The 15333-nt window shown below is 62.8% G+C and carries 9 protein-coding genes; all 9 read right to left on the bottom strand.

The features are described 5' to 3' along the window. Positions 1–70 precede the first annotated feature (70 nt). Entirely contained in the window at positions 71–988 is a 918-nt protein-coding gene (locus LOY50_RS14905; RefSeq protein ID WP_258688139.1) for an autotransporter outer membrane beta-barrel domain-containing protein, read from the bottom strand. Between the two features lie 294 nt (positions 989–1282). After that, complete coding sequence (locus LOY50_RS14900) at positions 1283–3706, bottom strand: autotransporter outer membrane beta-barrel domain-containing protein (RefSeq protein ID WP_258688138.1); 2424 nt, start codon at positions 3704–3706, stop codon at positions 1283–1285. A 180-nt stretch (positions 3707–3886) separates the two neighbouring features. After that, a complete protein-coding gene (locus tag LOY50_RS14895) occupies positions 3887–4687 on the bottom strand; it encodes an endonuclease/exonuclease/phosphatase family protein (protein WP_253475065.1) in 801 nt (266 codons plus the stop codon). 200 nt (positions 4688–4887) lie between these two features. Further along, complete coding sequence (locus LOY50_RS14890; protein ID WP_258688136.1) at positions 4888–5652, bottom strand: PIG-L deacetylase family protein; 765 nt, start codon at positions 5650–5652, stop codon at positions 4888–4890. Between the two features lie 250 nt (positions 5653–5902). Further along, positions 5903–8062 carry a glycogen debranching protein GlgX gene (gene glgX / locus LOY50_RS14885; protein WP_253475059.1) on the bottom strand — a complete coding sequence of 720 codons (2160 nt, stop codon included), beginning with the start codon at positions 8060–8062 and terminating at the stop codon, positions 5903–5905. 243 nt (positions 8063–8305) lie between these two features. Further along, positions 8306–8650, bottom strand: a complete 345-nt coding sequence (locus LOY50_RS14880; protein ID WP_253475056.1) for a DUF2934 domain-containing protein — start codon at positions 8648–8650, stop codon at positions 8306–8308. A 20-nt stretch (positions 8651–8670) separates the two neighbouring features. Then, positions 8671–11457 (bottom strand): malto-oligosyltrehalose synthase, encoded by a 2787-nt coding sequence (locus LOY50_RS14875; protein ID WP_258688135.1) that lies wholly within the window; start codon positions 11455–11457, stop codon positions 8671–8673. Further along, on the bottom strand, positions 11454–13532 hold the full coding sequence (malQ, locus tag LOY50_RS14870) for a 4-alpha-glucanotransferase (protein ID WP_258688131.1): 2079 nt from the start codon (positions 13530–13532) through the stop codon (positions 11454–11456). Before malQ ends, LOY50_RS14875 begins: the two co-directional genes overlap by 4 nt. Next, complete coding sequence (gene treZ, locus LOY50_RS14865; RefSeq protein WP_253475049.1) at positions 13529–15331, bottom strand: malto-oligosyltrehalose trehalohydrolase; 1803 nt, start codon at positions 15329–15331, stop codon at positions 13529–13531. The genes malQ and treZ overlap by 4 nt, the downstream gene beginning before the upstream one ends. Positions 15332–15333 lie beyond the last annotated feature (2 nt).

Here is a 15333-nt window from a genome sequence, read left to right as displayed (position 1 = left end):
GATCAAAAGATCGCAGCCTCGCTTCGCTCGACAGCTCCTACAGGTCAATCGGCGATTGGATATCGATAACTCACCAGCGCATCCGCACCCCCATGCTGGTAATGATCCCGTTTAGGTCGTTGTCGTCGACGTCACTGCTGTAATCGGCGCTGACATACAGGCTTACTGCCGGTGTGACCCGGGCCACCAGGCCCAGGCCGACTTCGACGGTGGAGGATTTTCGGCTGCTGCTGATCTTGTCGACCTTATCCAGGGACAACGTATCGGCGTTCTGGACGGTGTGCCACAGGTTGGTTCGCACATAGGGCTCCATGCCGAGGCTGTTGACTCGGTAATTGCCTTTGAGTCGTGCACCGACGCGGCCGCTCCAGCTGCTCAGTTCATTGCCGGTGCCGTTCTCGGCATTCGGTGTATCGAGGGTGATGCGTTGGTTGATCAGTTGGGCCTGGGGTTCGACGACCCAGTGGGTCCCGATGCCAATCGCAAAGCCGCCTTCGACCGACAGCGTCACCGCATTGCCTTCGGTGGCCTGGCGCTGGCCTTGTTCGGTGCGGCTGTAGCCATTGACCCGGCCGCCGCTGGCGCTCAGGTCCACGTGCCAGCCAGCTGGTCCGGTCAGGCTCCAATAGGCGCCGAGGCTCGAGCCTTTCAGGTTCAGGGCATCTTTGCCCGGTTCGGCCATCGCAGGCGTCACCAGCAGGCCGCTGCCCGTAGAAATGATCTGGTTTTGTCCACTGATCAGGCCCATGCGCTGGGTATGGCCGCTGTCGTTTCGCAATGTGAACAGGGCAGGGCTCTTGCCGGCAACGGGGTCGCTGCCGATGGCTGCGGTATTGCGGTTGCTGGACTGCGCTGCGCCATACCAGGGCTGCGCTGCCTCCTCGGCAGGCCAGGCCTGTACCTCCATGGATGAGAGCAGTAGCAACGAAGTGGAGAGGGTGTGGAAGGTAGCGCTGGAGATCTCTTGTGGCCGGAGGGACGTTTTCATGGGGGCCTGCCTTGCAATCGCATGCGTTTCTCGCTTTTTGGCGTCTCTCCTACCCCGAATGAGGGGCGACCGAATGGATTGAGGCAAGCCTCTGGCGGCCCGTCTTGGCGGGTTCCAGAGGCCTGCCCCTGACTGTATTTCCGGGGGTAGTACGGTGTAGTCAAGAAGACCGATGGCAGTGCGTCAAGAAAATGAACGATGAATGGCAAGATGAAATCAGTGTCAATAAAACACTGATTTCAATTGGTTATTTAGACGCATATTTAGGCGTCAAATCATCGTCGCGGAACCTGTCTACCAGCTGAACCGCACGCCAAGATTACCCGCCACACTGCGTTGCTGATGGCTGTCGAGATTGCTGCTGTAGTCCGCTGCGGCGTACATGCTGACTGCGGGCGCCAGGCTCACGATGACACCCACGCCCAGGTCGCCGGTGGACGCGCGCTGTTGGGTCTCGACCCGTTCAGTGTCGTCGAACGTCACCGTATCGGTGCCGGAAAACGTGTGCCAGAGGTTGGCGCGCAGGTACGGTTCCACGGGCATGCCGCTGACCTGGTAGCGGCCCTTCAGGCGGGCGCCGAGACGGCCGGTCCAGGCACCGTCGGAGTCGAACTCGACCCTGGAGACCCCGTCGTCTTGCGTGTCCAGGGAGACCTTCTGGTGGATGATCTGCACCTGGGGTTCCAGGACCCAGTCGGTGGCCACGGCGAAGGGGTAACCGGCTTCCGCCGACAGGGTCAGGGCGTGCCCGCGATTGTCGATTTTCAGCCCACGCTCGGAGCGGTTGTCGCCGTCCAGTCGCGTGCCCATCACCACGGCGTCGACGTAGCCACCAGTGGGATCGGTGAGCGTCCAGTAGAGTCCGTAGCTGTCGCCGTCGAGTTCTATCTTGCCGGCGCGTCGGCCTTTGAAACCCAGGTTGAAGCCATCGACGTTGCCGTTCAATTCGGTATGGCCGACGAAGAAACCGATGCGCTGGGTCTGCCCATTGGCCAGCGGCGAGCTGTACAGGTCATTGCCCACCTGGAAACCCTTGATCGATCCATCGAACCGCGGCGTCACCGTGCCGGCCCAGGTTTGATCCAGGTCCTTGCCATAGACCCGGCCCCAGCCCGCGCCGAACGCGCCGTTTTCGGTGAGCAGGCGCTGGTCGCCCTGGCGGTCATGGAACGTGCCCAGGGCCATCAGGGTCAGTTGTGCCGCTGCCGGGGGCAATACCGACCAGGTCGGCACTTCCGGGCGATACAACGGGATAGGCGCCGCGCCGGGCACCGCCGTTGGCAAGGGCGGCAGCGTTGGCACGGGGGCTGGAACCGGTCCGGCGACCACGGTGGAGCGCAGGTACCAGTTGTCTTTATTGCCGGTTACGCCGCCCTTGAACAAGCGATAATCAAATGCCCCGGCGGAGACCGATTGTGCCAGCGAAAAGGCGCCGCTATCACTGACCGCGCCCCCTTGGGCCTGGACCACTTCGATGCCATCCTGAGCCGTCTGTGCGCCCGTGCCGCCCAGGTTCGTGACCAAGATGGCGGTGTTGCCGGTAAGCGTCCCGCCATTGACCACCAGCTTGTCGCTGGGGGAGTCGTCGGCGCCGAGTACTGTTTGCAGGTGCAACTGGCCGTTGTTACCGACGTAGTTGCCCTGGACAGTGAGGGTGTCGTTGGTGCGGGTGTTGCCCTGGGTAAGGTCTATCGTGCCGGCGTTGTTGAGTGTCGCCAACTGACCGGCAGTAAAAGGGGCGATGACGCCTTGGGTCGCCGTCAACGTGCTGCCGCTTTCGATGTTGAGCGTCCCGGTGCCGGTGGCGCTGTCACCCAAGGTCAGCGTGTCGTCAAGGTCCAGTTGCGAGCCTCGAGTGAGGTTGATTGCTTCCCAATTGAGGTAACGGGCACCAGTGCTGGAGGTGCTGCCTGCAAAGGTCAGGACGTCCTGGCCCAACCCTCCGTTCAGGCTGGGCGTGGTGGCGAGCAGGCTTTCATCGAGGTTGCTCAACAGCGCCGTGTCGTTGCCGTCGCCCATCAAAATGGCCGAATGAATGAGGCCGCCGCTCCACTGCAACTGGTCATCGCCGGCACTGGCCCGGACCTCGCCGATGATTTCGCCACCGCTGACGGTAATGCTGTCATTGCCGCCGCTGACGCTGACATTGCCGCCGATGCGGCCTGCGGAGAGGATGATGGTGTCCTGGCCGAAACCGGTCACCAGGTTGCCGATGATATTTCCACCGGACATATCGAAAACGTTGTCATCGAGTTTCATGTCGACCCGGCCGATAGTGCCCCCGGTCATCTTCGCAACGTCGCCGTCTTCGAACGCGTCGACGATGGTGCCGCCGGTCATCAGGAACGTATCGAGACCGTCACCTTGTGCCAGGGACAGGATCCTGCCGCCATTCATGATGAAGGCGTCCACGCCGGAGCCTTGCTGGACATCACCGTCAATCACGCCGTTGGCATTGATCACGATGCGGTCGACGCCGGTACCGAATGTGACGTCGCCGCTAATGACGCCACTGCCGTTGGCGGGCATTGTCAGGCTGTTGTTACCCGAAAGGTCCGTCAGCCCGGGGCTGGTGCCGCTGTCGCAGACATAAGCGTCATCGCCAGCGGTTGGCGTCAGCGTGCAAGCGGCCATGGCGGCCGGGACGGGTAACAGGAAGGGGGCTGATATCCACACAGCGTTGAACAGCCGATTGAATCCTTTATCGTGCCGAATCATGTGCTATCCCTCTGCATCGGCATCCCCGTGGACACCGGTTTCAGCATCGGTTGCACAACAGATGGCACACAGGGCCTGGCAACGCTCGCTGTATGGGATGGCACCCTAGCAATGAAAAACCAGCGTCGCTACTGTCAGAACTTACAGGTCCGCGCGTAGAACGCGCTGCAGAGGCCTACCCTACAAATGCACTTCCACCGAAAGCGGCAGGTGATCGCTCAGGTGTGTCCAGGGTTTGTTGCCCAGGATTTGCGGGGCGTGGCTGCTGGCGTTGCGCAGGTAAATGCGGTCCAGGCGCAACAGCGGGAAGCGGGCCGGATAGGTCCTGGCGGGGCGACCGTGGTGGTGCTCGAAGGCTTCATGCAGATAGCCACGGCGGGCGAGGGCGAGGTTGCCACGCAGCTGCCAGTCGTTGAAGTCGCCGGCGATGATCACCGGCTCGTCCTCGGGCAGTGAATCGAGCAGCTGGCAGAGCAGTTTGAGCTGTAATTGGCGATGGCTTTCCAGAAGACTCAAGTGCACGCAGATCCCGTGGACAGCGGCGTGCCCGGGCACATCCAGTACACAGTGCAACAACCCGCGCCGCTCCGGACCGGTGATGGACACGTCGAGATTGCGGAACTGGCGGATCGGGTATTTGGAGAGCAGGGCGTTGCCATGGTGGCCATCGGGGTAGACCGCATTGCGGCCATAGGCGAAGTCGCTCCACATGCTGTCGGCGAGGAATTCGTACTGGGATGTCCGGGGCCAGTTGTCGTAGCGTGATGCGTGTCGGTCATGTTCGCCCAGCACCTCTTGCAGGAACACCAGGTCGGCACCGGTACTGCGCACCGCTTCGCGCAATTCAGGCAGGATGAAGCGACGGTTGAGGGCGGTGAAACCCTTGTGGGTATTGACCGTCAGGATCCGCAACCGATGAACCGCCGCAGGCAGCTCCGATGGCCTTGGTTCGACGGCCCGCCAATCGGGATCTTGAGTCACGTTCCCTCCTGAATCAGACGCACCTGTTCATGCGACTGACCCAAGGCGTCGGCAGTTCCGGATTTTTCATGTCCTTGTCGATCGCTATCGCGAGCAAGCTCGCTCCCACATTGGATTTGCGGGGTATGCAACAACTCCTGTGGGAGCGAGCTTGCTCGCGAAAGCGGTGTATCTGAACCAGCGCCATCACAGGCACGTGTTCAGATGAAGACAATCTCATACGGCATACCCATCCGATCCAGGATCACCCGGGGTACCAGCGGGGCGATGCCGCTCGCCGGTTCGCCGTTGAGTTGGCTGACGTACGCGTACATGGCGTGACGCTTGCGGGCGGTAGTCCAGACATCCAGGCGCAGTTTGCGGGCCCGGTGCCAGGGGATCTTGTTTTGCTCGCGGACCGGCCAGTGCCAGGCCCACACCGGTAGTTCGTTGAATGTCACCCCGATCCTGTCGGCGGCCAAGGCCCCGGCGCGCCCGACGGTCTCGTGGTCGCTGTCGCCATCCTGGCGCCAGGTGCTGAACACCACGTCACCGGGGCGCAGGTGACGTGCAATAAATTCGGTGAGCTCGGCCTCGTGTTCGGCCAGGGCCTTTTCCGGGAAGCCGCCGCGCACCCATTGCAGGCCATGGGCTGCTATGCCCAGGCGATGCAGGGCGTCCACGCTTTCCTGCGGGTGAGGGCGGTGTGTACGCAGGCGCTCATCGGTCCACAACGGTGAACCGGGATGGATCAGGGCTCCATCGGAGACCGAGATCAGCAACATGGGTTGATCCAGGTTGTTCAGCAACTGCAGCAATCCGCCACAGGCGCCGATCTCATCGCCCGGATGCGGGGAGAGGACGACCGCGCGGGCGCCGGCGGGAATGAGCGTCTGGGTACTGATAATCGGGATATCGGCCAGTTGCGCAGCACTGTTCCAGATTTGCGGATGCTGCCGGCCGGGCAAGCGAGAGGCGGGTTTCATGAGAGACATCCTTGTGTGTATTCAATCTTTCAGCCATCTACCGGGCCTACTGTCCGATGACGCCCGCGTGGGTATGGCTGCGATTCACAGCGCTCCGAATCCTGGAGACTACCGCATGTGAAGTATTGACCATGGCGGCCGATTCGTCTTGCGAGATGTGTGTCTGAACTGCATTTTTTTCTTCAAACTGGGCTGTATGCATCGAAAAACCGCGTCCTTGCGGTTTCTCTGGCTGTTTACAACCGGTACTTCATTCCTCTTCTTCGCGTTGCAGCTCAAACAGCAGCAGCGAGCGCCCGGTGACGGAGTATTCGGAATCGAAATCGAAGCGCTCTTGTCCACGAACGGTCGGCTGGTTGGTGTCGACCATGCAGGTCCAGAAACTGCCCTCTGGGACTTCCGGCAAGCGGAAGTTGACGATGTCATGGTGGGCGTTGACCACCAGCAGCAGCGTCGCATCGCCGGCCTTGCGTCGAATGCCGGTCTCCTGGGCGCGGCCGTCCATCAGCATGCCGAGGCAGCGACCATGGCTGTCCTGCCATTGCTCAATGGTCATTTCGCTGCCGTCCGGGGCCAGCCAGGTCACGTCCTTGACGCCGATGTCCTCGTTGTAGTTACCCACCAGGAACCGTCCGCGTCGCAGGATCGGATAGGTCAGGCGCAACTTGATCAGGCGCTTGACGAACTTGAGCAGCGTCGCGCCATCCTCGCTCAGGTTCCAATTGACCCAGCCGATCTCGCTGTCCTGGCAATAGGCGTTGTTATTGCCGTGCTGGGTACGGGCAAATTCGTCGCCGGCGACGATCATCGGCGTGCCTTGGGCCAGTAGCAGGGTGGCGAAGAAGTTGCGCATCTGCCGATGACGCAGCGCGTTGATCTCTGGATCGTCCGTCGGCCCTTCGACGCCATGGTTCCAGGACAGGTTGTTATTGCTGCCGTCCTGGTTGTTCTCGTCGTTGGCCTCGTTGTGCTTGTCGTTGTACGACACCAGGTCATGCAAGGTGAAACCGTCATGTGCGGTGACGAAGTTCACTGAGGCGTACGGACGCCGGCCACGCTGGTTGAACATCTCGCCCGAGGCCGTCATTCGACTGGCGAAATCGGCTAGCTGGCCGTCGTCGCCCTTCCAGAAGGCCCGCACCGTGTCGCGGAACTTGTCGTTCCACTCGACCCAGCCCGGCGGGAAGCGTCCCACCTGGTAGCCCCCGGGGCCGCAGTCCCAAGGCTCGGCGATCATTTTCACCTGGCGCAGCACCGGGTCCTGGCGGCAGGCCACGAGGAAGCTGTGGCGCTCGTCGAAGCCGTCATGGTAACGGCCCAGAATGGTCGCCAGGTCGAAGCGGAAGCCATCGACGTGCATCTCCGTGGCCCAATAGCGCAAGGAGTCGGTGACCATTTGCAGAACGCAAGGATGGCTCAGGTCCAGGGTATTACCGGTGCCGGAATCGTTGATGTAGTAGCGTTTGTCGTCGGGCATCAGCCGGTAGTACGAGGCGTTATCGATGCCGCGCATGGACAGGGTGGGGCCCTGTTCGTTGCCTTCGGCGGTGTGGTTGTAGACCACGTCGAGGATGACTTCCAGGTTGGCCTCGTGCAGGTGGGCAACCATTTCCTTGAACTCGGCGATCTTGCCGCTGGCCAGGTAGCGTGGGTCCGGGGCAAAGAAGGCGATGCTGTTGTAACCCCAGTAGTTGGTCATGCCTTTGTGCAGCAGGTGCTGGTCATTGACGAAGGCATGGATGGGCAGCAGTTCCACCGAAGAGACACCCAGCTTGCGGATATGCTCCAGCACATCATCGACCATCAGCCCGGCGAACGTACCGCGCAGGTTCTCGGGCACCGAAGGGTGACGCATGGTGAGGCCGCGCACGTGGGTCTCATACAGGATGGTCTTGTCCCAGGGGACGCTGACGCGATGGTCGTGGCCCCAGGTGTGTGCAGGGTCGATGACTTTGCACTTGGGGACGAACGGGGCGCTGTCGCGCTCATCGAAACTGAGGTCGCCATCGGGATGGCCGATGGTGTAGCCGAAGAGGGCTTCGGACCACTTCAATTGGCCGACCAGTTGCTTGGCATACGGGTCGATCAGCAGCTTGTTCGGATTGAAACGGTGGCCGTTCGCCGGGTCGTATGGGCCGTAGACCCGGTAGCCATAGATCATGCCCGGGTGGGCATCCGGCAGATAACCGTGGTAAATCTCGTCGGTGTACTCCGGCAGTTCGATGCGTTCGAGTTCGACTTCGCCGGCATCGTCGAAAATGCACAGTTCGACCTTGGTGGCATTGGCTGAAAACAGCGCGAAATTGACCCCGAGGCCATCCCAGGTTGCACCCAGTGGAAAAGGCAGCCCTTCACGAATCCGCGAAGCCTCGATCACGGGCGGCGGCGTGTTTTTTTTTGGACGGGTCATAGTTGCTCCTGCAAAAGACAGACAGATTCAGCGATACGGTTCACTTGGGGTGGGTGGCTCCACCCTTCACTTGTGGCGAGGGGATTTAGCGAAACGTCGCACCGCCCCGCTATGTGGGACAAAGTTGCTTCTCTAGGGGAGCAAGGCTTGCCCGCGATGAAGCGATGCGCGCCTGCAGAAATCGAGGCGCCTGTTTCGCGAGCAGGCGTTGCTCCCACCTGACGAGGAGACCGATAGGATGAATCAAGCCGCCGGCGGCTTGCGCGGTGCCCGGGGCTTCTTGTCGGCTGCTTTGCTGGCCGGTGGCACTACCGCTGCAGAAGGTTTGGCCGCCGATTTGGCCTTGGGGGTCGTGCTCTTTGCGGCGGTCTTGGCCGTGGTGCTCTTGGTGGCAGCAGGCTTGGCGCCATCGGTTTTGCTGGCCGCTGATTTGCTCGCCGCCTTGGGTGGCTTGCTCGGCGCCAGCGCTTCGGCTTCGGCCAGTTTGCGCGCCATCTCCCAGTGGCGTTTCTCCTGCCCGGCGGGCTTACCCTCGGACTCCCAGATCTGATAGGCGAATTCGCGAATGCGTTTATCGTCGGTACTCATCGCAGTGCTCCTGATTCAACTCAAGGTTGGATAAAGACATTGACCGGGAAATTCCCCAGCGCGGTGCTGATCAGCAGCTCCCCTTGGGGTGTGACTGCTGCGCTTGAAAAAAGTCCCTTCAGTTTTTCATCCCCGGCGGCGAACGGTAACGACACACGGGTATCGCCCCAATCCGACGCAGCCACCAGCGGCACGGCACTGTTTTCCAGCAACGGCGCCGCATGGACAGGTACAACAATGATCGCCCGTTGTTGCGAGTCTTCACGCATGAAGGCCAATACTCGCTCGGCTTGTTCGCCGAGCACTTCCAGCGGCTGGTAGCGACCCTGGCGCCATAGCAGCGGATACTCGGCTCGCACGGCCAGTGTCCTGGCGATCAATGCCTGTTTGACTCGGCCGTCACGCCAATCGCGTATCAACGCGGCTGGCGTGCTGTCGGCCCCTAACGCCTCGCGGCGTGCCTGGAAATCCACCGGGCGACGGTTATCCGGGTCCACCAGGCTGAAATCCCAGAACTCGTTGCCTTGGTACAGGTCCGGTACGCCGGGTACGGTCATGCGCAGCAAAGTTTGCGCCAGACTGTTGAGGGCGCCCGCCGGGGCGATGGCCTGGACCGCCTCGGCGATGGCGCTGCGCAAGGGCAACCCCTCATCGCCCAGCAGTAACCGTTCGAGGAACATCTGGGTGGCTTGTTCATAAGCGTCGTTGACCGCCGCCCAACTGCTTTGCAGCTTGGCTTCCCGCAGGGCCTTGCGTTGCCATTGCCACAGGCGCTCGTTGTATGCGGCCAGGGCCTTGTGGTCCTGGAGGTCGAGGTCCAGCGGCCAGCTGCCGAGCAAGGCCTGGTACAGAATCAGTTCATCACCGGCCGAGGGCGCCGCCGGGTCACTGTGCAGCGAAGGCGAAAGAATGCGCCATTGCTCCACGCAGGCGCTGTACCAATCGGCGCGTTCGCTGAGCACCGCCAACCTGGCGCGGGTGTCTTCGCCGCGCTTGTGGTCGTGGGTGGCGGTGGTGATCAGGTTGTCGGGAAAATGCTCGAGCCGCTCGAGGCCGGCGTGGTGGAACACCTGAGGCGGGGCGCTGAAGCGCTCGGTGTCATAGCCCACGTCATTGCGTGACAACAGCACCGCCGAGCGATAGAGCGCGGTGTCCTCCACCGCTTTTGCGGCGGCCGGCGAGGTCAGTTGCTGGAAACGCACGCAGGCATGGCGCAGGCGTTTACGCTGGTTGCCGCGCGGACGTTGCCGCCAGGGCATCCCACCGAGCCAGCCGGCCAGGCAATCGAGCACCGGCCAGTCGGCTTCGCTGAGGGTTTGCCGGGCGCCTTCCAGGGCCTGGTTGAAGAACACCTCGTCTTCGGCCGAGCGCCCCAGAGGCGTGATGTAGGTGCGATACACCGGGAAATGCACGATCAGTTCCTGCAAGGCTCGTCGAATTGCGCCGAGGGTCAGGTCGCGGGTCATCACATCGTCCCGGGCCACTTGCAGCAGGGCCTGGGCGACGCTTTCGAAGTCTCCGGCCAGGGAGCCATTGAGGATCTGCTGGCGCGCCAGGCGGGCTTCTTCGATGAAGTGCGCTGGCCGCTCGCTATGCCGGCTCCAGAATTCGGCGAGGGGGGCGGCGCCGGCCGGGTCATGCTGGAGCAGCGAGACCTGGTTCATGAATTCGTAACCGGTGCTGCCGTCGATGCTCCAGTCCCGCCGCAAGGTCTCGCCATCGCCAAGAATCTTCTCGACGAAAATCGGCAGGTGTCGGGTCGTCGACAGCGAATCGACCCGTCTGCGCAATTTGCGGCAGTAACCGCGAGGGTCGGCAAGGCCGTCGATGTGATCGATGCGCAGGCCGTCCACCAGGCCTTCGCCGATCAATTGGAAAATCTTGGCATGGGTCGCCTCGAAGACCGCCGGACGCTCGACCCGCAGCCCACCCAGTTCGTTGACATCGAAAAAGCGCCGCCAATTGATGTCGTCCGCCGCCGTGCGCCAGCTGGCGAGCCGGTAGCTCTGGCGCTCGAGCAGTTGGTGCAGGCGCTCGAAGCCTTCGGGGGCGGTAGAGTCGTAGCCGCCCAGGTTGTCCTCGATGGCGGCGAGGATGCCTGCTTGAGCCGCCAGCTCCTGCAACTCTTTTTGCAACGGGCGGGCGAGGGTGTGGGCATCGGTCTGGTAATTCAGCGTGGTGAAGCGCTCGGCCAGGGCCTTGAGCGATTCGGTTTGCTCGGTGGGCAAGGTTTCGGTGGGTTTGAGCAGTTCGCCGTAGTGCATCGGACAAATCGGGAAACGGTGCTCATAGTGCTCGACGTAGAAGCTGCCTTGGCTGGCATCGAAGTGCAGTTGCAAGGTGCCTTCCTGCAACGCCACGCCGTAGTCACTGCCGAGGAACGGCAGCAACAATTGGCCTTCCATCAGTGGGTCGGGGGAGTGCCACTGGATGTCGAAGAACTCGCCGTAGGGGCTCAGGCGGCCCCATTCCAGCAAGTCCAGCCACCAGGGGTTGTCGTTGCCGCCGACGGCCATGTGATTGGACACGATGTCGAGGATCAAGCCCATCCGATGCTCGCGCAAGGTCGCGACCAGGCGCTTGAGCGCAGCTTCGCCACCCAGTTCAGGGTTGACCAGGGTAGGGTCAACGACGTCGTAGCCGTGCATGGACCCGGCGCGGGCCTTGAGCAGCGGCGAGGCATACAGGTGGCTGATGCCCAGCGAAGCGAAGTACGGCACCTGGGGGATGGCGTCGTCCAGGGTGAAGCCTTTATGAAACTGCAAGCGCAATGTTGCCCGCAGGGGTTGGATCAACGTCTGTTTCATCGGTCACGCTCGTTCGCCTGAAGTCTGGCACAGGCGAGTATTTCCAGACGCCGGGCAGCGTCCGGGTTATCCAGTAACGCCTGGCTTTGCCCGGCCAGGCGGCGGCGCCAATTGGGGTGGGTGTCGATGGTGCCCGGCAGGTTGGCCTGTTCCTCGATGCCCAGGGCGTCTTCGAGCGGCAACAACACCAGCGGCGCGCGGGTGTGACCGAGGAAGCGCACGCTGGCATCGAGCACCTGGTCGGTCTCGCGGTGTTCTTCGCGAAAGTTCTGCGGGTCCTGGTTCAGCACGTGACGCAGGCCTTCGCGTTCGCGCTCGCGGTGTTTGCGCCAGTCCATTTCGGTGTGGGAATCGATCAGGTCCAGCCGGGCGTTCCAGTCGATGTCGTGACCGTGCCACCAGCCATTGAGCGTTGGCAAATCATGGGTGCTGGTGGTGGCCAGGGCATTGTCCGGCCAGTCGAGAATGGGCTTGAAGTGGGTGTTGTCCTGTTCGAACAACAGCACGCGCATGCCCAGGATCGAGCGGGCAATGAGTTTGTCCCGCAGGCCGTCGGGCACGGTACCGAGGTCTTCGCCGAGCACGATCGCCTGATGACGATGGGATTCCAGCGCCAATAGGCGCAGCAGGTCGTCTACCGGGTAATACAGGTAGGCGCCATCGCAAGGGGGCGCGTCGTTAGGGATCACCCAGAGCCGTTGCAAGCCCATGACATGATCGATGCGCAAGCCGCCGGCGTGGGCGAAGTTGGCCCGCAGCATTTCAATGAAGGCGCGAAAGCCGTTGCGCACCAGGCCTTCGGGGGAAAATGCCGAGATGCCCCAGCCTTGGCCGGAGCGGTTGAGAATGTCCGGCGGGGCGCCCACGGTCAGGGAGGCGAGCAGTTCGTCCTGCCGGCTCCAGGCCTGGCTGCCACCGCCATCGGCACCCACCGCCAGGTCGGCGATCAGGCCGATGCCCATGCCGCTGGATCGGGCTGCGCTCTGGGCGCGCTCCAGGCAGCGGGCAATCAGCCATTGGCAAAAAGCGTAGAAGCCGATCTCATCGGCATTTTCCTCGGCGAAATGGGCCAGGGCGGGGCTGCGCGGATCGCGCCATTCTTCCGGCCAGTGGCGCCAGTCGAGGCTTTCACCCCGGGCGGCGCGTTCGGCCTGCAAGGCCTCGAAGCGGCAATGGTTTTCCAGGGCTTCGCCGCTGGTGTGACGGAAACTGCTGAAGTCCTCATGCAGTGGATGCTCACCCTGGCTGAAGCCGTCGTACAGGGCGCGGAGGATTTTCTGCTTGGCCTGGGCGGCGACCGGCCAGTCGATCAGCGGCTGCTCTTCCAGGGTGCGCAACTGATTGGTCAAGCCGGTGGCGTCGATGGCGGTGCGCAGCGCGCGTTCACCGAGGATGGTGCCCGGCGCGGCGTACAGGCTGTTGAAGAACAGTCGGCTCGACGGTGAGTAGGGGCTGTAGCGCCCGGTGTCGCTGCTGAACATCGCGTGCATCGGGCTGATGGCAACGGCCTCTGCGCCGCGCTCGCCGGCCACCCGCGCCAGCTCCTCCAAGGCCTGGGTGTCACCGAAGCCACCGTCACCGGGGCGGCGCAGGGCATACAGTTGCGCGCTCAAGCCCCAGGCCCGTGGCGTCGGGTCGTCCACCGCATCGGCCACGCTGTAGCAGCGGGCCGGCGCGACGGCCAGGGTGAAATGTTGGTCCCGGATGCTGATGTGCTGATAACCCACCGGGACCATCCCCGGCAGCTTGGCATCGGCATCAAGGTTCAGGTTCAGTGTCGCGCCATCTTCGAGTTTGATTTCGCAGGGCGTCCCGGCCTCGAAGTAGCGGCTCAAGTCCAGGCTGACCCCGACGTCGGCGGTGATCAGCGGTGGCAATTGATGGTTCTGTTGAGCTTCCTGCAATTGCAGCAGGCTGGCGTCGATTTCCTGGGCGCTGCCGGCCGGATGGCCCAGGCCGGTGAGGACCGAACGCAAGACCGCCGGCGAGACTTTCTGGGCCCGGCCATTGGCGTCGATCCAATCCACCGCCAGGCCCGCTCGGCTGGCGAGGATTTCCAGTTGCGCATCGCTCATAGGCGCTCTCCAGTGATGTTGGGCAAGGTTGTCGCCTGCGTCAGACTGACCAGCGCGCTGTAGGGCGCAAGGGCGCCCTGTTGCAACAGACCCATGACCTGCTGCGGATGTTCGAAAAGAATGCGTGCCTCTTCCGGGGCATCGTGTTCGACGGGCTGATCGCTCAGGTTGAAGTCGATGCGCAACACGCTGCCATCGCCCAACCGCCAGCGTGCGCTGATGGCGCCATGGCCCAGCACATCGGTGCCCAGGGCCTGGGCACCGGGCAGGCGCGGGACGATCTCTTCACGGCGGATTTTCAGCAGTTGCCGATACAGCGCCTCGTTGGCCTGCTGCTCCGGGCCTCGCGACTCCAGGCTTGGGCGTGAAGCCTCGAAGGTGCTGGCGGCGTTGGGGTCGGGAATTCGTTCGCGCTGCTGCGGATCGGCAAAGGCACTGAAGGCCTTGAATTCGTTGCGTCGGCCTTCGCGCACCAGCTCTGCCAGCTCGCCGTGGTGGCTGGTAAAGAACAGGAACGGTTGTTCGGCCGCCACCTCATCGCCCATGAACAGCAGCGGGATCATCGGTGATAACAGCAACAAGACAGTCGCTGCCTGCAGGGCCTGGGGGGCGGCGAGCCGATGCAGGCGTTCGCCCAAGGCACGGTTGCCGATCTGGTCATGGTTCTGCAGGAACAGCACGAACGCGCTCGGCGGCAGGTGACTGCTGGGCTCGCCCCGGGCTTCGCCATGGCGATTGAGATGGCCCTGGAAGACGAAGCCCTGGCTCAGGCAACGTGCCAGTTGTTCGGTTGGCTGCTCGGCATAGTCGGCGTAGTAGGCGTCGGTCTCACCGGTCAGCAGCACGTGCAGGGCATTGTGCCCGTCGTCGTTCCACTGGGCGTCGTAGACATGCTCCAGCAGGTGGGCCTGGTTGTGTTCGTTTTCCACGGTCAGCCAGACATGCCGGATCGGGTCCACCTGCTCGCGCACCCGGGTCGCCAGCTCCTGGAGAAAGTCCGGGTCTTCAATGGCGTGTACCGCGTCCAGGCGCAGGCCGTCGAAACGGTACTCCAGCAGCCACATGAGCGCGTTGTCGATGAAGAAGTCCCGCACTTCGCGGCGGCGGAAATCAATCGCCGCGCCCCAGGGCGTGTGCTTGTCCTCACGGAAGAAGCCCTTGGCATAACGGTGCAGGTAGTTGCCGTCGGGGCCGAAGTGGTTGTAGACCACATCCAGGATGACGGACAGCCCATGGCCGTGGGCGCTGTCGATCAGATGCTTGAGCTGTTCGGGCGTGCCGTAGGAGGCCTGGGGGGCGTAGGGCAGGACGCCGTCGTAGCCCCAGTTGCGATCACCGGGAAACTGCGCCAGTGGCATCAGTTCGATGGCGGTGATGCCCAGCCCGGCCAGGCGTGCCAGATGCTGTTCGACGCCGTCGAAACCACCCAGGGCGCCGACGTGCAACTCGTAGATTACGGCTTCGTGCCAGGGGCGGCCGGACCATTGGGTGTGTCGCCATGAGTAGGCATGCGGGTCGACCACCACGCTGTGGCGGTCGATGTCGCCGGCCTGGGCGCGCGAGGCCGGGTCCGGCACCTCCAGCTCGCCATCGATGTTGTAGCGGTAGCGGGTGCCGGCGGGGCAACGGGTCTGGATCATGAACCAGCCGTCGGCTTGGGGCAGTAGCGGTATTGAATCTCCAGTGTCGAGCTCGACACTGACAAAAAATGCATCCGGGGCCCAGAGGGCGAAGCGGGTGTGCTCGTCATCCAGCATGACAGCCCCGTGGGTCCATGTCTCAGGCGTCCTTGACGTCATTG

The sequence above is a fragment of the Pseudomonas sp. B21-010 genome, assembly GCF_024749325.1.
In the GTDB taxonomy this organism is placed as follows: Bacteria; Pseudomonadota; Gammaproteobacteria; order Pseudomonadales; family Pseudomonadaceae; genus Aquipseudomonas; species Aquipseudomonas kilonensis.
The sequence above is the reverse complement of the archived record's forward strand: the minus strand, read 5'-3'. Positions and strand labels throughout refer to the sequence as shown.